This window comes from Janthinobacterium sp. NKUCC06_STL (assembly GCF_019345455.1).
Classification (GTDB): Bacteria; Pseudomonadota; Gammaproteobacteria; order Burkholderiales; family Burkholderiaceae_D; genus Janthinobacterium; species Janthinobacterium rivuli.
Map to the genome: position 1 here is coordinate 227,505 of NZ_JAHKQY010000005.1, position 18,247 is coordinate 245,751.

Annotated in this window: 19 protein-coding genes; 8 read left to right on the forward strand and 11 right to left on the reverse strand. The window is 64.7% G+C overall.

Going from position 1 to position 18,247, the window contains the following annotated elements; genetic code table 11:
- Positions 1 to 5: 5 nt before the first annotated feature.
- Positions 6 to 872 (reverse strand): universal stress protein, encoded by an 867-nt coding sequence (locus KO539_RS18270; protein ID WP_219310831.1) that lies wholly within the window; start codon positions 870 to 872, stop codon positions 6 to 8.
- 168 nt (positions 873 to 1,040) lie between these two features.
- Between KO539_RS18270 and phbB the strand changes: the two genes are divergently transcribed.
- Positions 1,041 to 1,787, forward strand: coding sequence for an acetoacetyl-CoA reductase (phbB, locus tag KO539_RS18275; protein ID WP_219310832.1), 747 nt, complete (start codon positions 1,041 to 1,043; stop codon positions 1,785 to 1,787).
- 165 nt (positions 1,788 to 1,952) lie between these two features.
- Here the strand turns inward: phbB and KO539_RS18280 are convergent, their stop codons facing one another.
- From KO539_RS18280 to KO539_RS18305, 6 genes are all read right to left on the reverse strand, one after another.
- Positions 1,953 to 2,333 carry a TraR/DksA family transcriptional regulator gene (locus KO539_RS18280; RefSeq protein WP_219310833.1) on the reverse strand — a complete coding sequence of 127 codons (381 nt, stop codon included), beginning with the start codon at positions 2,331 to 2,333 and terminating at the stop codon, positions 1,953 to 1,955.
- A 110-nt stretch (positions 2,334 to 2,443) separates the two neighbouring features.
- Positions 2,444 to 2,863, reverse strand: coding sequence for a VOC family protein (locus KO539_RS18285; protein WP_035826338.1), 420 nt, complete (start codon positions 2,861 to 2,863; stop codon positions 2,444 to 2,446).
- A gap of 80 nt (positions 2,864 to 2,943) precedes the next feature.
- Positions 2,944 to 3,414 carry a hypothetical protein gene (locus KO539_RS18290; protein WP_099402609.1) on the reverse strand — a complete coding sequence of 157 codons (471 nt, stop codon included), beginning with the start codon at positions 3,412 to 3,414 and terminating at the stop codon, positions 2,944 to 2,946.
- The gene (locus tag KO539_RS18295) at positions 3,399 to 4,205 is read right to left on the reverse strand and encodes a hypothetical protein (protein WP_219310834.1); all 807 of its coding nucleotides are present in this window, start codon (positions 4,203 to 4,205) and stop codon (positions 3,399 to 3,401) included. The genes KO539_RS18290 and KO539_RS18295 overlap by 16 nt, the downstream gene beginning before the upstream one ends.
- Before the next feature lie 88 nt (positions 4,206 to 4,293).
- The gene (gene otnI, locus KO539_RS18300; protein ID WP_035826339.1) at positions 4,294 to 5,094 is read right to left on the reverse strand and encodes a 2-oxo-tetronate isomerase; all 801 of its coding nucleotides are present in this window, start codon (positions 5,092 to 5,094) and stop codon (positions 4,294 to 4,296) included.
- Between the two features lie 131 nt (positions 5,095 to 5,225).
- A complete protein-coding gene (locus KO539_RS18305) occupies positions 5,226 to 6,596 on the reverse strand; it encodes a DEAD/DEAH box helicase (RefSeq protein WP_035826342.1) in 1,371 nt (456 codons plus the stop codon).
- 416 nt (positions 6,597 to 7,012) lie between these two features.
- Between KO539_RS18305 and KO539_RS18310 the strand changes: the two genes are divergently transcribed.
- The 3 genes from KO539_RS18310 (at position 7,013) to KO539_RS18320 (ending at position 11,022) form a co-directional block, all read left to right on the forward strand.
- On the forward strand, positions 7,013 to 7,390 hold the full coding sequence (locus tag KO539_RS18310) for a BlaI/MecI/CopY family transcriptional regulator (RefSeq protein WP_035826344.1): 378 nt from the start codon (positions 7,013 to 7,015) through the stop codon (positions 7,388 to 7,390).
- Positions 7,391 to 7,393: 3 nt separating this feature from the next.
- Positions 7,394 to 8,821 (forward strand): M23/M56 family metallopeptidase, encoded by a 1,428-nt coding sequence (locus tag KO539_RS18315; protein ID WP_219310835.1) that lies wholly within the window; start codon positions 7,394 to 7,396, stop codon positions 8,819 to 8,821.
- A 74-nt stretch (positions 8,822 to 8,895) separates the two neighbouring features.
- Positions 8,896 to 11,022: a TonB-dependent siderophore receptor gene (locus KO539_RS18320; protein ID WP_219310836.1), complete on the forward strand. Its 2,127-nt coding sequence runs from the start codon at positions 8,896 to 8,898 to the stop codon at positions 11,020 to 11,022.
- Between the two features lie 6 nt (positions 11,023 to 11,028).
- Here the strand turns inward: KO539_RS18320 and KO539_RS18325 are convergent, their stop codons facing one another.
- A complete protein-coding gene (locus tag KO539_RS18325) occupies positions 11,029 to 11,283 on the reverse strand; it encodes a hypothetical protein (protein ID WP_035826351.1) in 255 nt (84 codons plus the stop codon).
- A 218-nt stretch (positions 11,284 to 11,501) separates the two neighbouring features.
- Between KO539_RS18325 and KO539_RS18330 the strand changes: the two genes are divergently transcribed.
- Together KO539_RS18330 and KO539_RS18335 are read left to right on the forward strand one after the other, a co-directional pair.
- Positions 11,502 to 12,155, forward strand: a complete 654-nt coding sequence (locus KO539_RS18330; protein ID WP_219310837.1) for a hydrolase — start codon at positions 11,502 to 11,504, stop codon at positions 12,153 to 12,155.
- Between the two features lie 67 nt (positions 12,156 to 12,222).
- Positions 12,223 to 14,073 (forward strand): amidohydrolase, encoded by a 1,851-nt coding sequence (locus tag KO539_RS18335; RefSeq protein WP_219310838.1) that lies wholly within the window; start codon positions 12,223 to 12,225, stop codon positions 14,071 to 14,073.
- A 13-nt stretch (positions 14,074 to 14,086) separates the two neighbouring features.
- Here KO539_RS18335 and KO539_RS18340 read toward each other — a convergent pair whose 3' ends face one another.
- From KO539_RS18340 to KO539_RS18350, 3 genes are read right to left on the reverse strand one after another with little or no spacing between them, the layout of a single operon-like run.
- Positions 14,087 to 15,460 carry a VWA domain-containing protein gene (locus KO539_RS18340; protein WP_219310839.1) on the reverse strand — a complete coding sequence of 458 codons (1,374 nt, stop codon included), beginning with the start codon at positions 15,458 to 15,460 and terminating at the stop codon, positions 14,087 to 14,089.
- Complete coding sequence (locus KO539_RS18345) at positions 15,460 to 16,074, reverse strand: TadE/TadG family type IV pilus assembly protein (RefSeq protein WP_219310840.1); 615 nt, start codon at positions 16,072 to 16,074, stop codon at positions 15,460 to 15,462. The genes KO539_RS18340 and KO539_RS18345 overlap by 1 nt, the downstream gene beginning before the upstream one ends.
- Positions 16,074 to 16,562 (reverse strand): TadE/TadG family type IV pilus assembly protein, encoded by a 489-nt coding sequence (locus KO539_RS18350; protein WP_219310841.1) that lies wholly within the window; start codon positions 16,560 to 16,562, stop codon positions 16,074 to 16,076. Before KO539_RS18350 ends, KO539_RS18345 begins: the two co-directional genes overlap by 1 nt.
- Positions 16,563 to 17,121: 559 nt before the next feature.
- Here KO539_RS18350 and KO539_RS18355 point away from each other — a divergent pair.
- Together KO539_RS18355 and KO539_RS18360 are read left to right on the forward strand one after the other, a co-directional pair.
- Positions 17,122 to 17,811 (forward strand): response regulator transcription factor, encoded by a 690-nt coding sequence (locus tag KO539_RS18355; protein ID WP_035826362.1) that lies wholly within the window; start codon positions 17,122 to 17,124, stop codon positions 17,809 to 17,811.
- Positions 17,812 to 18,015: 204 nt separating this feature from the next.
- Positions 18,016 to 18,189 carry a Flp family type IVb pilin gene (locus KO539_RS18360; RefSeq protein ID WP_071650303.1) on the forward strand — a complete coding sequence of 58 codons (174 nt, stop codon included), beginning with the start codon at positions 18,016 to 18,018 and terminating at the stop codon, positions 18,187 to 18,189.
- Positions 18,190 to 18,247: the final 58 nt, after the last annotated feature.

Below are 18,247 nucleotides of genomic sequence, written 5' to 3' on the forward strand. Positions count from 1 at the left end.
ATGGTCTAGTGCGCCATCAGCACGGGGATCGTCATGCTTTGCAAAATCGTGCGCGTGACGCCGCCGAGGATGGTTTCGCGCAGGCGCGAATGGCCATACGCTCCCATCACCAGCAAATCGACCGACAGGTCGGCCGCCTGCGACAGCAGCGCTTCGCCGATGTCGCCGCGCCGCACGCCACCGCCATCGAGCAAATGCAGCCGCGCTTCCACGCCGTGGCGCGCCAGGTAGTGCGTCAGTTCGGCGCCTGGTTGTTCGCCGTGCTCGGCGGCATGCACCTGGGCATCGAAGATGGCCACGTGGACTTGTCCGGCGCGCTGCAGCAGGGGCAGGGCGGCGCTCACGGCGCGGCTCGCTTCCTTGCTGGCATTCCAGGAAATGAGCACATTGCGCGCCGCTGCCGGCGGCGCCAGCAGGGGCAGCGGCGGCGCATACGGCACGATCAGCACGGGACGGCCCGAATGCAGCAGCACATAGGCGGGAAAGTCGCGCATCACGGACGGCGATTTATCCTTGGCATTGTATTGGCTGATGACGACCAGGTCCGCATAGCGGGCCAGCAGGCTGATGCCGCCCGCCGCCTCGTCGTCAAGCACGCGCTGCTCGAACGAAGCGACGCCGGCCGCCCGCACCTGCGCTTCAAAACCGTCGAGGGCGCGCGTCGCCCGTTCCCGTAGGAAATTCAAATGCAAGCTGAGGTTCGGATCGGCATCGAGGTCGGGCTGGTTCTGGTACAGCAGCCGCGACACGCCCGTCAGCGCCACGCCCGTCAGGTGGCCGCCGCAAGCCTGGGCGATGCTGGCGGCCGCGTCGATGCGGGCGGCGCGCCCGGCGCTGTCGTCGATGTGGAGCAATACGGTTTTATATGTCATGGCCTGTCCTCTCGCTGTGCGGTAGCGGCCATTCTGGCACAGTCCGGGGTGCCGGCCGCGCACGACTGCATCAGGCTGAGCACTTGATTTGGCGCAAAGCTGCCAATAAAAACTGCTCCTACACTTGATGCCACGCAGAACAACCATAACAAGCGGAGAGAGACAGTCATGAAAGAACAAAAGGTAGCGCTGGTCACGGGTGGCATGGGCGGCCTGGGCACGGCCTTGTGCCGCCGCCTGCATGCGGCGGGCTTTGCCGTCGTGGCGGCGCATACGCCGGGCAATGCGCGGGTGGAAAGCTGGCTTGGCGAACAGCAAGGGCAAGGTTATGCTTTTCATCCGCTGGCCCTCGACGTGACGGATTTCGCCGCCTGCAGCGAGGCCGTCGCCAGCGTGCTGGCGCAGTTCGGCAGGGTTGACGTGCTGGTCAACAACGCCGGCATCACGCGCGACCAGAGCATGCGCAAGATGGAATTGCCGCATTGGGCCGAGGTCATGCGCACCAATCTCGACAGCCTGTTCAACATGAGCAAGCAGGTGCTCGAACCCATGCTGGCCAAGCGCTGGGGCCGCATCATCAATATCTCGTCCGTCAATGGCCAGAAGGGCGCGTTTGGCCAGTGCAACTATGCGGCCGCGAAGGCGGGCGTGCATGGCTTCAGCAAGGCGCTGGCGCTGGAAGTGGCGCGCCACGGCATCACCGTCAACACGGTCTCGCCCGGCTACCTGCGCACGCAGATGGTGACGGCCGTGCCGGCCGATATCCTGGAAACGAAAATCCTGCCGCAGATTCCCCTGGGGCGCCTGGGCGAGCCGGACGAGGTAGCGGCCTTGGTTGCTTACTTGGCGTCCGACGAGGCGGCGTTCGTCACGGGCGCGAATATCGCCATCAATGGCGGACAGCACATGAGTTAAGCAAGCGTGTAGCTTGCACAAGGCAATGGCAGTAGAGGAGACCCGTCCACCCAGCCGGCGCACAGACGCTGGCGCAGGACGGCAGGCAATGGCAGTCACGCTGGAAAACACGGGGCAGGGCAGCGATGCCTTGCCCTTTGTTGTTGCGCCGTCGTTATGCTCTCCTCACGGCACCGGGCGCCGGACTTTTTCCAGCCGCGTCTGGCAATCGATGCACAGCCGTGCTTCGGGACGCGCGTTCAGGCGCGACAGGCCGATGGCTTCGCCGCAGTTGTCGCACAGGCCGTAGCTGCCATCGGCAAACCTGGCCAGCGCGTGCTTGATGATGGCCAGCTGGGCCAGGTTGTGCTCGGCCGCTTCGCTGACGAGGGCGTTCAAGGTGCGCACGCTGGCGTTGTCGGCCGGCGAGGCTTCGACTTCATTGAGCAGCGAGGCGCGCGCATCCGCTTCTGCCGCTTCGTTCTCGATCTGTTCCAGCAACGCCAGCTTGCGTTGCTCCAGCACGCCCTGCAGGCGTTGCAGCTGGTCTTGCGGCAATCCATTCATGGTTGTCACCCGGTAGAGGTTACTTCCATCATGGTAGTCCAAGATTGGCTGCTCTGCTTGCGCTACCACCCGCGCCGCGTTTGACGCGGCGCAGGCGGGCAGGGGCCATTCTATGCTGGTTCTTTGAGGCAGTTGACCATCCAGGCGACGCCGAACTGGTCTTTCAGCATGCCGAAGCGCTTGGCCCAGAACGTTTCCTCCAGGGGCATCTGGATGTTGCCGTCACGCGCCAGCGCGTCGAAGACCCGTTCCGCCTCTTCCGGCGTATCGACGGTCAGGCAGATCGAGCTGCCGTGCATGCCCTTGGCGCCATCTTCGCTGCAGCCGCCGTCCGAGCCCATCAGCATGGTCGGTCCCAGCTGCACCGAGCCGTGCATGATCTTGTCATACCAGTCTTCCTTGACTTGCTCCTGCATCGGCGTGCCGCGATACGGCATCAGGCACAGGTCGGTGCCGTGCAGGTGCTGGCGGTAGTATTCCAGCGCTTGCGCGCAGTTTCCATCGAATTGCAAATACGGTTCGATACGCATGTTGGTCTCCTCTGGTCGTCCCGCAGGCACGATTGCCAGGCGGGGACGTCCCAGTATAGGCGCTCGCCGGCCGATTTCAATCAGTCCGGCGCCATCTCTTGCAACCGCTCACGCACCTTGCCCAAGGTACCCAGGATGCGTTCGGGGTTGCCGGCAAGCACGGCGCTGCCCAAGTGCAACAAGCTCGTCGCCAGGCTGATCCAGTGCCGCACGTCGTCGTTGCGGGCGATGCGCAGGCGCACCGTGTCGAGCAGGCCGCTGAGCTGGCGCTGCGCCGTGTCCAGGCCGGCCACCGTGTGCCCGGCCGCATCGGCATACAGCTGGTTGGCTTGCTGGCGCAAGGCCACTTCCAGGGCGAAGACGGCTTGCGCCTGGCTGTGGCTGATGCCATTTTCTCCCTGGCTGGCGCGCCTGCGGATGGCGCGCATGACGGCGCCGTGCAGGGTGACGGCCGCCTGCGACAGGCTGTCGGCCAGTTGCTCGACGCGCATGGCGCTGCTGAGAGCCGCTTCGCGCCGTTCGCTGCTGCTGGTGCCTACCGATCCGTCCATCTTGCCTCCGTGGTGGTGAGGGCGGCAGCGAGCTGCGCGTGTTCGCGCCCCAGTGCCGCCAGTTGCCGGCGCGCCAGGGTATGGCGCAAGCCAAGCAGGCGGTATTCCTCGGTTTTGCTTTGCTGCATGTTTTTCGCCAGCACGGCCAGCAGGCGCTGCGGCGGCGTGTCCGCATACGCGATTTCCACGTCGAGCAAGCCGAGCACCATGTCGCGCTCGTTATCGCCGCTTTTGTCGTACAGCGCCAGCAAGCTGTCGAGCGCGGCCAGCAGGGCTTGCAGCGGCGCATCGCCATCGTGCAGCACTTGCGCCAGCTGCGCCCGCTGGCTGGCCGCGCCGCCCAGGCGCGACAATTGCTGCAGCAGCAAGGTGTAGGCGCTCACATGGCGGTCGTCGATGCCGCTGCCGGGCCAGGCGCGGATGGCGGCGCCGGCGCCAGCCAGTTCCGGCTGCACGTCATATGCATCGGCATCGGCCAGCCGGCCCAGCGCCTGCAGGTACAGGCGCACGGCTTGCGCCAGGCGCGCGACATCCGCCTGCGCGGCGCGGCGCTGCGCATCGAGCAGGCGTTCGCGCGCGTCTTCGGCCGGCGACAGATAGGGGCGGGCGCGCTGGTAGCTGTCGACGTGGCGCTGCGACAGTTCTCCGAAGGCGGTCAGGGCATCGGTGCCGGCGGCCAGCGCGCGCACCTGCGCCAGCTCGGGGCGCGCGGTGGCGCAGCCGCACAGCAGAATCGCCAGGCAAAGGTTGAGGCCAAGGACGCGGCAATGGCGGGCGGGCAGGGCAGACACGTCACCTCTCGACAGGAAATACTGTATGGAAAGGTATTGTCGTGCCGGCCTGCGCCGCCCGCCTTGTGCCGGCGCAAGCGCGCTGCGATCAGGCGCCGATTGTGCCCGCTGTGCCTGTCAATTGCTCGCGCCAGCCCAGTCCGGCAACAGTGTCGCTGGCGGGACGGTATTCGCAGCCGACCCAGCCTGCGTAGCCGACCTGGTCGAGCAGCTTGAACAGATGGCGGTAGTTGATCTCGCCCGTGCCCGGTTCATGGCGGCCCGGCGTATCGGCGATCTGGATGTGGCGGATCAGGGGCAGCAGGGCGCGGATGGTATTGCTCAGTTCACCCTCCATGCGCTGCATGTGATAAATGTCGTATTGCAGGAAGATATTGTTGCGCTGGCAGTCGGCGATGATGTCGGCCGCCTGCTGGCTATGGTTCAGAAAGTAACCGGGCATGTCGTAGCGGTTGATCGGCTCGATCAGTACGTTGATGCCATGCGGACGGCAGGCGTCGGCCGCAAATTGCAGGTTGCCGATCAGGCTTTGCCGCGCCCGCTCCAGGCTCATGCCGGGCGGCACGATGCCGGACATGCAGTGCAGCTGTTTCGCCCCGAGCGCCAGCGCGTAATTGAGCGCCAGTTGCACGTTGTTGCGAAATTCCTCGCCGCGGCGCGGATCGCAGGAAATGCCCCGCTCGCCGTGCTCCCAGTCGCCGGGCGGGAAGTTAAAGACGGCCAGTTGCAGATGGTGGCGTTCCAGCCGCATGGCGATCTGCCGCGCCTCGACGGCATAGGGAAACAGGAATTCGACGGCATCGAAACCCGCTTCCCTGGCGGCGGCAAAGCGGTCGAGGAAGGGCAGTTCGGTAAACATCATGCTGAGGTTGGCAGCGAAGTTCGGCATGGCGGCACGCAGGTCAATAGGATGGACACTATCCTAGCCCAAATCGGCAATCGGTGGCGTGCATAAAAAAACCGTTCCAGAAGCAAGTCCTGGAACGGTTTTTATTGCTGCGATACGCTTACCCGTGGGTATTAGCGGCCGCGGCCACCAGACCTGTGGTTTGCCGCCGAACGCGGCGCATTGCCCGAACGGTTGCCGCCGCCACCGCCGCCCGCTGGGCCGGCGCTGCGTGGCTTGGCGCCGCTGCCGCCGGTTTTCACGCGCACCACGGCGCCGGCTGGCGCGCGGCTGTTGTTGCGGTGACCGCCGGTGCCGCTGCGCAATTGCACAGGCTGGGCGCGGGCGTTCAGGTCGGGCTCGAAACCTTCGATGACTTCGCGCGGCAGGGTTTGCTTGATCAGCTTTTCGATGTCTTTCAACATTTCGTGCTCATCCACGCAGACCAGCGACACGGCTTCGCCCTTGGCGCCGGCACGGCCCGTGCGGCCGATACGGTGCACATAGTCTTCCGGAATGTTCGGCAAGTCGTAGTTGACGACGTGCGGCAACTGGTCGATATCGATACCGCGCGCGGCGATGTCGGTGGCGACCAGCACTTGCAAGGTACCATCCTTGAACTCGGACAGCGCGCGCGTGCGTGCCGACTGGCTCTTGTTGCCGTGGATGGCCAGGGCGCCAATGCCGTCCGCGCCCAGCTGCTCGACCAGTTTATTGGCGCCATGCTTGGTGCGCGTAAAGACCAGCACTTGCGTCCAGTTGTTCGACTTGATCAGGTAGGACAGCATCGGGTGCTTCTTGTCGCGGTCGACCGGATGGATCTTTTGCTTGATCACTTCCACGGTCGAATTGCGGCGCGCCACTTCGATCATGGCTGGCTTGTTCAGCAAGCCGTCGGCCAGGGCCTTGATCTCTTCCGAGAAGGTGGCCGAGAACAGCAGGTTCTGGCGTTTTGGCGGCAGCACGGCCAGCACTTTCTTGATGTCGCGGATGAAACCCATGTCGAGCATGCGGTCGGCTTCGTCCAGAATCAGGATTTCCACTTTCGACAGATCAACCGTGCCCTGGCCCATGTGGTCCAGCAAGCGGCCTGGCGTGGCGACGAGGATGTCGACGCCATGCTTCAATTGCTTGATTTGCGGGTTGATGCCGACGCCGCCGAAGATCACGGTCGAGTTCAATTTGGTGTACTTGCTGTAGGCGCGCACGCTTTCCTCGACCTGCGCGGCGAGTTCGCGCGTCGGGGCCAGGATCAGGGCGCGGATCGGGCGCGTCGAGGTGTTGCTGGTGATGGACGCGCCATTGGCGTCTGTCGACAGGCGGTGCAGCACGGGCAGGGTGAAGCCGGCTGTCTTGCCGGTACCGGTTTGTGCACCGGCCAGCAAGTCGCCGCCAGCCAGCACGGCGGGAATCGCCTGCGACTGAATCGGGGTCGGCACGGTGTAGCCGTGTTCGGTAACGGCACGTACGATAGCGTCGGACAATCCGAGGGAGGAAAAGGACATGGTAACTTTATTGTGAGATCGGCCTGTCGCCATCGGGGGGCGCCAGTCGCAGGCAATCAGATTAGGGGTCGAAAGACAGCGGCAAGGGGACTGGTCATATGTGCCGCACACGCGAAGTATAACAGCATGGCAAAAACGCGCCTGTTTTGTTTCAGCTTTGCAATGCCGCAAGTAAAGAAAAGTCAGGCCAAGGCGCGCTGCCGTCCTGGAAAGCCTCAGCTATACGATAGGGAAACGGGGCAGCGGCGACGTGATCACGGGCTAAGGCGGCCTTTCGCCGCCACCTGCACATGGCGTGCCCGAGCGCAAGACGCGCGGGAGGCGTTTTAGTGCATGCGACAGTTGTCGCACATAGCGCTTGCGTGTGTGTGACTCTTGTCGCATAATTGTGTCAATAGTCACTGAAAGGATGCACCATGAGCACGCCCTCCGTCACCGAACTGTCGTTATTGAAAGCCTTGTGGAAAGACCACCCGCTATCCGCGCGTGAATTGCACGCCAGGGTGGAAGACGAACTGGGATGGTCGTTTTCATCCACGCGCAAGACGCTTGAACGCATGCTGGACAAGGGCATGCTGCTGCAGCGCAGCGTGCATGGCGTGCTCGTGTATGAAGCGAACGTGGACAAGGTGGCTACCCTGGCCGCGTTCGCCCACGACTTTGGCCGGCGCGTGATGGAAATTGACAGTCCCTTGCCGGTCAGTATGTTTACGGGCAGCAAACTCGTGGACCAGCAGGAACTGGCGGCGCTGGAGCAACTGCTGCAGGACTGGCCGCTCGAGGGAAAGGACTAAGCGATGCTGCTGTTTTCTCTCACGCTGTTGCAGGCCAGCGTCGCCTGCCTCGTGACTGGCCCGCTGCTGTGGGCATTGCTGAGCCTGGCGCAACGGCGCTGGCCCGCGCTGGCGGCGCAGCGCAGCGTGTGGCTAGTCGCGCAACTGGTGCTGGCCGCCGTGTTCGTGCTGCCGCTGCTGCCTGACACGCGGCAACTGAGCGTGGTGCCCGAACTGAGCGTGCCCGTTTCGCTGGCCGGCGCCGCGCCCGACGTGCAGCTGGCCATGGCTGGGCCAGCTGCCGGGCTGCCACCCACTGCTTCCTGGCTGGCCCTGGTGCCATCCGCATGGGGCCTGATCTACCTGCTGGGCGTCGCTTGCGCAGCCTGGCGCTGGCAGCGTGGCCACGCCATGTTGCGCAGCTTGCTGCAACTGGCGCAGCGCCGCCGCCTGCACGGCATGGACGTGCTGGAAGTGGCGGCGCCGATCTCGCCGATGCTGGTGGGCGTGTGGCGGCCGCGTCTGCTGTTGCCGGCGCACCTGGCGCAATTTACGCCGGAACAGCAGCAGCTGGTGATCGCCCATGAGCTGACCCATGCACGCCGGCGCGACCCCGTGCTCCTGCTGCTGGCCAACATGCTGCAGGCGCTGCTGTGGTTCAATCCGGCCGCGCGCTGGCTGGCCGGCCAGCTGGCTTGGGCGCAAGAACTCGGTTGCGACCGCCAGGTACTGGCTGGCCGCCCCCCGCGCCAGCGCCAGCAATATGCGGCGGCCCTGGTCAGGCAGCTGGGCTTGCAGGCCCAGCCGCTGCCGGGGCTGGCCTTTGGCGGCGGCGGCATGGCCGAGCGCCTGCTGCGCATGCGTGACGGGCAGGCGCGCCCATCCGCGGCCCTGCGGGTGCTGACGGCGTTGCTGCTGTGCGCGATCGGCGCGGCCAGCCTGGCGCTGCAGCCGGCACTGGCGTGGGCCGTGGCAGCCGCGCCGGCAAGCATGCTCGCTGTGCCGGCGACGGCGCCAGCTCTCTTGCGCAATCCGCTGGACAGCATGCGCGTGACCGGCTTCTTTGGCGTCGTGCGCGAGTTGACACCGCAAGGCCATCGCGGCATCGATCTGGGCGCCAGGCGCGGCACGCCCGTGCATGCGGCGGCCGACGGCATCGTCAGCGTCAGCGAAGATGCGCGCCTTGGCAAGGCCGTGCGCATCGACCATGGCGCTGGCGTCGCGTCGCTGTATGCCCATCTCGACCGGGTCACGCTGACGACCGGCATGGCCGTCACGGCAGGGCAGGCCATCGGCACCGTGGGCGCCACCGGTCTGGCGACGGGGCCGCATTTGCATTTCGAGGTCACCCGCGGCGGGCGCTTGCAGGATCCGCGACAGTGGCTGGCCGGCCTCGATGCCAACGCCACCGCGCGCGCCCTGCGCATGCGCAAGGAACAATTCGGCCATTAGCGTGAGCTGGCCACGGGTCGGCTGAGCGCGGGAACGCGCCCGCCGACACCACCACAGACCTTTCAGGATTTCCCATGCGATTGAGTATTGTATTGTGCAGCCTTGCGCTGCCCTTGATGGCGCACGTGCGTGCCGAAGACGTCCTGCCTTCCGTGACGGTCACTGCGGGCAAGGTGGAGCAGCGCCGCAACGACACCGTCGCCGCCATCGTCGTCGGCCACGAGGAATTGATACGCCAGGGCGACCGTGCCCTGTCCGACGCCCTGAAACGCCTGCCCGGCATTACCCTCGGCGGCACGGCTGGCGGGCAAATCCAGCTGCGCGGACTGGGCCAGGGTTATACCTTGATCATGCTCGACGGCGTGCCCGTGCCGCCCGGTTTTTCGCCCGACTCACTGGACCCGGAACTGGTCGAGCGCGTGGAAATCATGCGTGCCGCCACGGCGCAATTTTCCGCCCAGGCGATCGCCGGTTCCATCAACGTCGTGCTGAAAAAATCGGGCAAGCGGCGCGAACGCACCTTCAAGCTGGGGGCGTCCGGCAGCCACGGCATGCCCGCCGGCAGCGCCACCGTGCAGTGGGCGGACAAGGACGGCCGCCTGTCGTATGCGCTGGCCGGCACGCTCGCGCACACGGGGCGCCGGGGCTTGCTCGACGAGTGGAACCGCGCATTTGATGGCGAAGGCAGGCCCACGGTGGTGCGCCATATGCCGCTGACCGAGCGCGTGACCAGCGATACGTTCGAGCTGGCGCCCCGTTTGCAATGGGCGCTGGCGGGCGAAGGCAGCCTGGCCTGGCAAAGCCTGGTCAGCCTGCGCCGCCTGGCCAGCCGCCGCCAGGTTGTGGAAACGGCTTACCTGGGCGGCCATACCGCCTATCCGGACAACGACGCCGCGTTCAGCCAGGACAGCAGCACCGTGCGCAGCGATTTGCACTGGCTGCGCAAGTTCGGATCAGGGGATAGCCTCGACATGAAACTGGGCCTCGATGCCAATCACCGTGGCAGCGATTACCTGTTCCAGGGCGTCAGCGCCGCGCCCGGGCCGGCGAATGTGCGCCGGGTCGATGCGGGCCTCGATGATGTGGGCGTGCAGACCAGCGGCACCTATCGCCGGGCTCTGGGCCAGGGACATGCGCTGGCGGCGGGCTGGGATGCGGGCAGCCGGCGGCGCACGGAGTTCCGCCGCGAACGCCAGCTGTCGCCGGGCGGGCCACCCGTGCTGTCGGACGAAGACTATGCGGCCACGGTGCGGCGCCTGGCCCTGTTCGCGCAGGATGAATGGGATATCTCCGCGCGCTGGTCGCTGTATCTGGGGCTGCGCTGGGAAACCTTGCGCACGGCCAGCGCCAATGGTGGCGCGCAGCGCCGCGTCGACGTGCGCGCGCAGGTATGGAGTCCCGTGCTGCAAAGCCTGTGGAAGCTGGGAGGCAAGGATCAGGTGCGCCTGGCCGTCACCCGCACCTACAAGGCGCCGCAGATTTTCCAGCTGATCCCGCGCCCCTACCTCAACGACAACGGCAATAGTCCCGTGAACCCCGACAACCAGGGCAACCCGGCGCTGCGCCCGGAACTGGCGTGGGGCCTGGATGCGGCCTATGAATACTACCTTGGGCAAGGCGCCATGCTGGGCGCCAGCGCCTCGCTGCGGCGCATCAGCGATGTGATGCTGGACCGGCTGTATCAGGACCAGGGGCGCTGGGTGGCCACGCCCGTCAATCAGGGCAGGGCGCAGGTGCGCAGCATCGAACTGGAAGCGAAGCTGCCGCTGTCGGCGCTGTGGGCGGGCGCCCCCGCGCTGGACCTGCGGGCGAACGTGGCGCGCAACTGGTCGACGCTGGACGCCGTCGCCGGCCCGGACAACCGCCTCGATGGCCAACTGCCGTGGAGCGCCAACCTGGGCGCCGATTACCGGCTGGCCGGCAAGCCCTTGACCCTGGGCGGCAATCTGCATTACCAGGGCGGTGGACGGACGCGCGAGTCAAGCCAGCTGCTGGCCTGGCAGGGCGCCCGGCGCGAACTGGATCTGTACGCGTTGTGGACCTTCAGCGACCAGCTGCGCCTGCGCGTGTCGGGCGCCAATCTGCTGCGCCAGCGTGAGCGCACGCGCAGCCTGTATGCGGATGGCGCCGGCAGCCTGCTGCGCACGGTCGATACGGACAGCTACCGCACCCTGCGCGTCATGCTCGAAGGCGCCTTGTAGGTTTATTCAGTCGTCGATCTCGTCGACGGCATAACGTACGCCCTGCGCATCGAGCCAGGCGCGCACGGTCTCCAGGCCGTGCCACGGGTCCGGGCGCAGGTGCTGGCACACATACAGGCCGGCATCCGTCAGCCTGGCCTCGGTGTCGGGCATGGCGCCGCCGGGCGGGCGCGGCGCCGGAGCCACCAACTCTGGCAGCTGTGCAAGGTGCTGGCGCTGTTCCTGCGTCAGGCTGGCCGTGATCCTGAATTCAAATCCCATGTTTTCTCCTTGATGTGTCGCTTGCTGTTGCGGTCATTTTTCATTATCGAAAAAATTGCACATAGCTTGGCATTCTTTCCGTTTTTGTTTTCAAACCATCTCGTCCATACTGCATAGCACTGGCCCGGCACACACAGCGTGACGCAAGGGCAGGAGCAGCAGCACCGTATAACGATCTCTCTTTTTTATATTCAATTATTTTCACTAAGGAAAACATCATGCCTATCGCCACCGCCCAAGCCGCCAAAAAACTGCTGACCCCGAACGATCATACCCTGATCATGATCGACCACCAGTCGCAAATGGCCTTCGCCACCCGTTCCATCGACCTGGCCCTGCTGCGTAACAACGCGGCCCTGGTGGCCAAGGCGGCAGCGGAATTCAAGGTGCCGACGATTTTGACGACGGTGGCGGCGAAATCGTTCTCCGGCCCGATCTTCGACGAGATCCAGTCCGTCTTCCCGGATCAGGCGCCGATCGACCGCACCAGCATGAACACCTGGGAAGATGCGCGCATCGCCGACAAGGTGAATGGCTACGGCAAGGGCAAGATCGTGCTGGCCGGCCTGTGGACGTCGGTGTGCATCGTCGGTCCCGCGCTGTCGGCGCTGGAGCAGGGTTTTGACGTCTACGTGATCGCCGACGCCAGCGGCGACGTCTCCGACGAAGCCCATGCGATGGCGATGCAGCGCATGATACAGGCGGGCGCGCAGCCGATGACGTCCGTGCAATACTTGCTGGAACTGCAGCGCGACTGGGCCCGCGGCGAAACCTACAATGAAACCGTGGCGACGGCCGTGGCGCACGGCGGCGGCTATGGCCTGGGCCTGATCTACGCCAAATCGATGTTCAACGCCAGCGAAGGCCATTGATTTTTCACTGACTATGGCTCCGCCGCCCGCCGGCGGGGCCGTGTTTTCATTTGATTGGGGAGTTCCCATGCACGCACACACCATCTTGCTCAACGGCCGTTTCCACACGGTCGACAGGACGCAGCCGCTGGCGTCCGCCGTCGCCATCGCCGATGGCAAATTTCTCGCCGTCGGCGACGTGGAAGACGTGATGCGCCATCGCGGCCCCGCCACGCAGGTGATTGACCTGGCTGGCCGCACGGTGATTCCCGGCTTGAACGACTCGCATCTGCACCTGATCCGCGGCGGCTTGAACTACAACCTGGAATTGCGCTGGGAAGGCGTGCCTTCGCTGGCCGACGCCTTGCGCATGCTCAAGGACCAAGCCTTGCGCACGCCGAATCCGCAATGGGTGCGCGTGGTGGGCGGCTGGACGGAATTCCAGTTCGCGGAAAAGCGCATGCCGACCCTCGATGAAATCAATGCGGCCGCGCCAGATACGCCCGTCTTCATCCTGCACCTGTACGACCGCGCCCTGCTCAACCGCGCCGCCCTGCGCGCCGTCGGCTACGACAAGAACACGCCGAACCCACCCGGCGGCGAAATCGTGCGCGATGCGGCAGGCAATCCGACCGGCCTGCTGATCGCCCGGCCGAACGCCATGATCCTGTATGCGACCCTGGCGAAAGGCCCGAGCCTGCCGCGCGAGCTGCAAGTCAATTCCACGCGCCAGTTCATGCGCGAATTGAACCGCTTGGGGCTAACCAGCGCCATCGATGCGGGCGGCGGCTTCCAGAATTATCCCGAGGATTACGCCGTCGTCGACGAACTGGCGCAAAAGGAGCAGCTGACGATACGCATCGCCTACAACCTGTTCACGCAAAACAAGGGCGCGGAATTGCAGGACTTCCAGAAGTGGACCGGCATGATCAAGCCGGGCGACGGCACGGACTTTTACCGGCATAACGGCGCCGGCGAAATGCTGGTGTTTTCCGCCGCCGACTTCGAGGATTTCCTCGAACCGCGCCCCGAGCTGGCGGCCGGCATGGAGGATGAACTGGAAAAAGTCGTGCGCCACCTGGTCGAGCAGCGCTGGCCGTTCCGCCTGCACGCCACCTATGACGAATCGATCAGCCGCATGCTCGACGTGTTTGAAAAGGTCAACCGCGACACGCCGTTCGCCGGCCTGCACTGGCTGTTCGACCACGCGGAAACCATCAGCCCGCGCAACATCGACCGCGTCAGGGCGCTGGGCGGCGGCCTGGCCATCCAGCACCGCATGGCCTTCCAGGGCGAGTATTTCGTCGAGCGTTATGGCGCGGATGCCGCCAAGGCCACGCCACCCGTGCAGCGCATGCTCGACGCAGGCGTGCCCGTCGGCGGCGGCACGGACGCCACGCGGGTCGCCAGCTACAATCCGTGGACGGCGCTGTACTGGCTGGTGTCGGGGCGTACCGTGGGCGGCCTGGCCCTGACGGATGCGGCGGGCAGACTGTCGCGCGACACGGCGCTGGAACTGTGGACGGCGGGCAGCGCCTGGTTCTCCAGCGAGCAAGGCAAGAAGGGGCGCATCCGCGAGGGCATGCTGGCCGACCTGTCCGTGCTGTCGGCCGATTATTTCACGGTGCCGGAAGAAGCGATCAAGTCCATCGAATCCGTGCTGACCATCGTCGGCGGCAAGGTCGTCTACGGCCAGGCGGAATTTGCGACCCTGGCGCCGCCGCCGATTCCCGTGTTGCCCGAGTGGTCGCCCGTGCGCGCGGTGCCCGGCCATTACCGGCCCGTGGCGAAGCAGGCGCAAGCCGCCATGCCGCACCAGTGCGCGGGCGCCTGCGGCGTGCATGCGCACGCCCACGACCGGGCGCGCAAGTCGGCCGTGCCGATCAGTGACTTTTCCGGTTTCTGGGGCACGCTCGGCTGCAGCTGTTTCGCCTTCTAGCCGGTGGCGGGCCTTATTTGGAAATGCGCAAAATGGCCGAGGCGAGCCGCGTGAAACAGGGACTCAGCTCGCTTTCGGTGGCCGCATAGCAGTACAGGCCCACGGGTTCGGCCGGCTTGCGGCAAGCCGCTTTCGCATCGGGTGCATTGGCCAGGCAGCGCAGCAGGTCTTCGCCTTTTTCCTTGTCCGGCCCCTCGGGCTTGGTCAGCGAGCTGCCCATGCCCAGGGTGAAGACGAAGATGTCTTCCTGGCGCGCCTTGGCCGCCATCGCTTCGACCAGGTTGCGCGAGGCGCGGTGTACATTGGTCCATCCGCGCTGCGGCGTCGACAGTGAACTGGTGACCACGCGCGGCGCATTGGTCACGATGGGGAATTCGTGCAAGCCTGCTGCCTGGCTTGCCGTCTCGCCGTCGTGGCTGGCGTTGTACCAGTCGGGCAGCCTGGCCAGGGCGCTGGCTTTGCAATCCTCGGCCGGACTGAGTTTGTTGTTGCCGGCCACGTCGATCCGGTACAGGCCGTCCACGCCCGTGGCCGAGCCCTGGGGCAGGTCGGTCCATGTTGCGATCGATCCCGCCTTGCGGCAGTTGCCGCTGTCGGCAGGGAAAAAGTGCGAAGAAAACGCGGCGGGAGAGCCATCGGAAAAAAATACGATCACGCGCAGGCTGGAGCGCCGCGAGGCGTCTATCTTGCGCAGTTGGTTGCGGGCATGCCACATGCCTTCGGCCGAATTGGTGCCGCCGTCGAAGTGGTATTGGCCGATGGCGGTGCTGGCGGCAAACCGGTCGAAGCCGCGCTCGACGGTGCGGATCGGCACATCGATCTGCGCGCCGCTGGAAAAATGCAGCAGGCCGACCCGGTCCATGCTGGCATTGAACTTGTCGAGGAAGGCGATGCCCGCCGCCTTCACTGCCTCGGCATTCTTCACCAGCGAGCCCGAGGTATCCATCACCAGCACCATGTCGAGGTCCTTGCGCACGGTTTGCGCGCGCGCCGATACTTCCAGCGTCTTGAAACCGAGCACGCCCATCAGCGAGACGGGCAGCGAAGCGCGGGCCGCCACGTCGATTGTCACGGTGCCGCCGTCGAAATGCACTTCGACCGGCTCGAGCGTCGGCGTGGACAGCAGGAATTTGTCGGGGTAGTTGATGTTGAAGAACTTGCGTGCCGACAGCCGCGCATTGGCTTCCTGCGCGTCGCGGCTGTCGCCGGCGCTGACGCCGCGCGCCGCCGCCAGGCTGGCGGCGTCGACCGCCGCATTGAGCTTGGCCTTGACCAGGTAGCCCAGCGCGGAATCGAGCGCCAGTCCTACCGAGCCGATCAGTACGACGGCCGACAGCGCCACCATCACCAATATTTGTCCTGCCTGTTTTTTGTGTGGTGCGCGCATCAGAATACCGTCATTGAGTACAGGTCGGGGCCCAGCAGCGGCGCCTGGCCGGCGCGCGTCCCGATCGCGCCGAACAGCATGTCGAAATGGTAGAAGGTTTCCACTGCATAAATCAGTTCGCCATCGGCCAGCTGGCCTTGCATCAGGTTCGCGCCCGGCGCCGCGTCGTTCTTGCCGATATTGCCGCAGGCGCCGTTCGCCATCCAGCTGGCGCACTGCCATACCTGGCTGTCCGGCTGGTAGGCGCTGCGCTGCGCACCCGCGTTCCAGCGGTATTGCTCCAGCACGATATTACGCACGCTGCCATGCGGGCCGGCCGCGTGGCCCATGATCTTGGTGATATAGATCATGCCGCGCGCCGGCATGTCCAGCGGCGGGGTGGTGGCCGCCAGCGCGTTCATGATGCCCTGGCTCGAACCGCTCAGGTCGGACGTGGCACGCGCGGACAGGTTGGCGCCTTCGCGGCTGATATTGAGCAGGATGGTCTTGGCCTGGATGGCGCGCGCCAGGTCGGCCAGCATGAAGAGCAGCAAGGCCAGCAGGGGCAGCACGATGGCAAATTCGATGGCGGCGATGCCGCGCGCGGCGCGGCGCGCAGGAGGAGGGCAGCGCATCACAGGCCGCCAAAGCTTTCATTGCGCATGGCCGCGGCCACCACGAAATGCGCCTGGCCATCGCGGAACAGGGCACGGATCATGGGCGTGGCAAACGCCCAGCGGCAATCGACGGTAATGACGACGACATCGCCGGCCTGGCCGAACATGGCGGCGCCGACCGCATCATTGCCGTTGACGGAGATCACGGGGCTGACCTTGTCATACATGCCCATGGAACTGTCGCGTATTTTTTGCATCACGGCCTGGTAGCGCTGCTGGTTGGCACTGTCGGGGTCGAGGTCCTTGGCCCCCGTGACGGCATAGCGCGCGCCTTCGCGCACCGCGTGCTGCATGGTCATATTGGCAAAATAGGCCATGCTCAATTCGATGATGCCGATTATCAGCATGAGAAAGACCGGTGTGATCAGGGCCAATTCAAGCAGCGTGGTGCCGCCTTGTCCGTCGTGCTTGCGGAATATGCGGGAATCGGCCTGTTTTAAACGCATGGGAATAATCCGGTTAAGTTCCGCGATGACGAATGTCGGGCGGATGGCATTGCGCCATTTGACTGGCGATTATTCTATATCGATTTTCAATGGCGTGTCCGCCATTTAAATTATTACAGGTCAAGATAATCGTAATTAACTGCCTTATTTCAATTGTGCCGGCCCCTTCCCCACAGGGCCGGGAGTAATATGCGCGGGTAGGAAAACAGGCCTGGTGTCAGGATTGTCCTGCGTGCAGGCAAGGACTTGTTTTGCAAGGTGATGCAACAAAATGCTGCAATGTAAGCAACAGCAGCGGTGGCAGCTGCGATGGCGCACCCGCGGTGCGTCCGCCCTGGCCACGCTGCCCCTCCATCGGCACACGCCCGCCATGCGGCGTCCGCTGGCCTGGGTCACGCACCGCGTGTGCGCGTGCCGGCCCAAGGCCTCTTCCTTCGTGCCCCCATGACTTTTTCCCCCTGCGCGCGGCAGCAGAAGGCGCGCGCGGACGAGGCAGGCAACCCGATTCGGATCAACAACATTCCCCGAGGGGAGTGGGCTTCAAGTAAAGAGGTAAAGCATGTCAACACAAAATGTCATCCGCGTCATGCTGGTGTCGGACCACAAGACCTGGCTGTGGGGCCTGGAGCAGTTGTTCGCCAGCGCCCAGCCGGCGATGCAGGTGGTGGCCAGTTCCACCGAGATCGACAGCGCGCTGCTGCTGGCGCGGACCCTGTGCCCCGACGTCATCGTGCTGGACGCCGACCTGGGCTGCGGCGGCGCCTGCGCCATCGATTACCTGCCGCAGCTGCTCGGCAATGGCGTGTCGCGCGCAATGCTGTTCAGCGGCACGCAGGACCAGGCCGCCTGCGGGCGCGCCGTGCGCAGTGGCGCGCGCGCGGTGGTGGGCAAGGAAACGCCCGTCAAGCAAATGGTCGACGCCATCGCCCGCCTGCATCAGGGCGAGTTGTGCCTGGATCCGGCGCTGCTCGACAGCATGCTGGGCGTGCTGAACAAGCCGGAAGCGGCGCCCGATCCGGAAGAGCAGCGGATCGCCAGGCTGACGCTGAAGGAGCGCAAGATCGTTGCCATGATGGTGGAAGGAAATGGCGCGCTGAACCGCGCAATCGCCCAGCGCGCTTTTATCTCGGAGCAAACTTTGCGTAATCATCTGACATCGATCTACAGCAAGCTCGACGTCACCAACCGCCTGGAATTATATGTGTACGCCACCCGCAACCGGCTGGCCGAGCCCATCCATGCGGAGTGACAGTACATATGTCCTGATTATAGACAAAAAATTAAGATGTTTTGTACTGCGCATAAAATGACTTTTCTCTGATTCGATTTTATGTTTGTTTATATAAAATACACGCATCAGAAATTGGCAAATAAAAACAAGGGTAATGTTTTTATTTTCAGACTGTATTTTCAGTTTTTATCATGTTTAAAACTTGACCTGAAAGGGAATAATATGAATTTCATTAAAAACTTTATCGCCGAAGAAGATGGCGTGACTGCCATCGAATATGCGCTGATCGCGGCGCTGGTGGCTGCGGCGCTGGTCACGGCCGTCGGCTATTTCACCACCGGCCTCGATGGCGCCTTCAAGGCGATCGGCACCAAGCTGACGGGCGCGGCGATTTAAAACGCTTGCCCACCGCGCTGCACCCGACAGGCCGGCTGCCCATGCGCACCGGCCTGCC

Excerpts from the sequence above, each read along its gene's own strand:
- KO539_RS18270 (WP_219310831.1), bottom strand. The coding sequence starts at position 872 with ATGACATATAAAACCGTATTGCTCCACATCGACGACAGCGCCGGGCGC.
- phbB (WP_219310832.1), top strand. The coding sequence starts at position 1,041 with ATGAAAGAACAAAAGGTAGCGCTGGTCACGGGTGGCATGGGCGGCCTG.
- KO539_RS18280 (WP_219310833.1), bottom strand. The coding sequence starts at position 2,333 with ATGAATGGATTGCCGCAAGACCAGCTGCAACGCCTGCAGGGCGTGCTG.
- KO539_RS18285 (WP_035826338.1), bottom strand. The coding sequence starts at position 2,863 with ATGCGTATCGAACCGTATTTGCAATTCGATGGAAACTGCGCGCAAGCG.
- KO539_RS18290 (WP_099402609.1), bottom strand. The coding sequence starts at position 3,414 with ATGGACGGATCGGTAGGCACCAGCAGCAGCGAACGGCGCGAAGCGGCT.
- otnI (WP_035826339.1), bottom strand. The coding sequence starts at position 5,094 with ATGCCGAACTTCGCTGCCAACCTCAGCATGATGTTTACCGAACTGCCC.
- KO539_RS18305 (WP_035826342.1), bottom strand. The coding sequence starts at position 6,596 with ATGTCCTTTTCCTCCCTCGGATTGTCCGACGCTATCGTACGTGCCGTT.
- KO539_RS18310 (WP_035826344.1), top strand. The coding sequence starts at position 7,013 with ATGAGCACGCCCTCCGTCACCGAACTGTCGTTATTGAAAGCCTTGTGG.
- KO539_RS18315 (WP_219310835.1), top strand. The coding sequence starts at position 7,394 with ATGCTGCTGTTTTCTCTCACGCTGTTGCAGGCCAGCGTCGCCTGCCTC.
- KO539_RS18320 (WP_219310836.1), top strand. The coding sequence starts at position 8,896 with ATGCGATTGAGTATTGTATTGTGCAGCCTTGCGCTGCCCTTGATGGCG.
- KO539_RS18325 (WP_035826351.1), bottom strand. The coding sequence starts at position 11,283 with ATGGGATTTGAATTCAGGATCACGGCCAGCCTGACGCAGGAACAGCGC.
- KO539_RS18330 (WP_219310837.1), top strand. The coding sequence starts at position 11,502 with ATGCCTATCGCCACCGCCCAAGCCGCCAAAAAACTGCTGACCCCGAAC.
- KO539_RS18335 (WP_219310838.1), top strand. The coding sequence starts at position 12,223 with ATGCACGCACACACCATCTTGCTCAACGGCCGTTTCCACACGGTCGAC.
- KO539_RS18340 (WP_219310839.1), bottom strand. The coding sequence starts at position 15,460 with ATGCGCGCACCACACAAAAAACAGGCAGGACAAATATTGGTGATGGTG.
- KO539_RS18345 (WP_219310840.1), bottom strand. The coding sequence starts at position 16,074 with ATGCGCTGCCCTCCTCCTGCGCGCCGCGCCGCGCGCGGCATCGCCGCC.
- KO539_RS18350 (WP_219310841.1), bottom strand. The coding sequence starts at position 16,562 with ATGCGTTTAAAACAGGCCGATTCCCGCATATTCCGCAAGCACGACGGA.
- KO539_RS18355 (WP_035826362.1), top strand. The coding sequence starts at position 17,122 with ATGTCAACACAAAATGTCATCCGCGTCATGCTGGTGTCGGACCACAAG.
- KO539_RS18360 (WP_071650303.1), top strand. The coding sequence starts at position 18,016 with ATGAATTTCATTAAAAACTTTATCGCCGAAGAAGATGGCGTGACTGCC.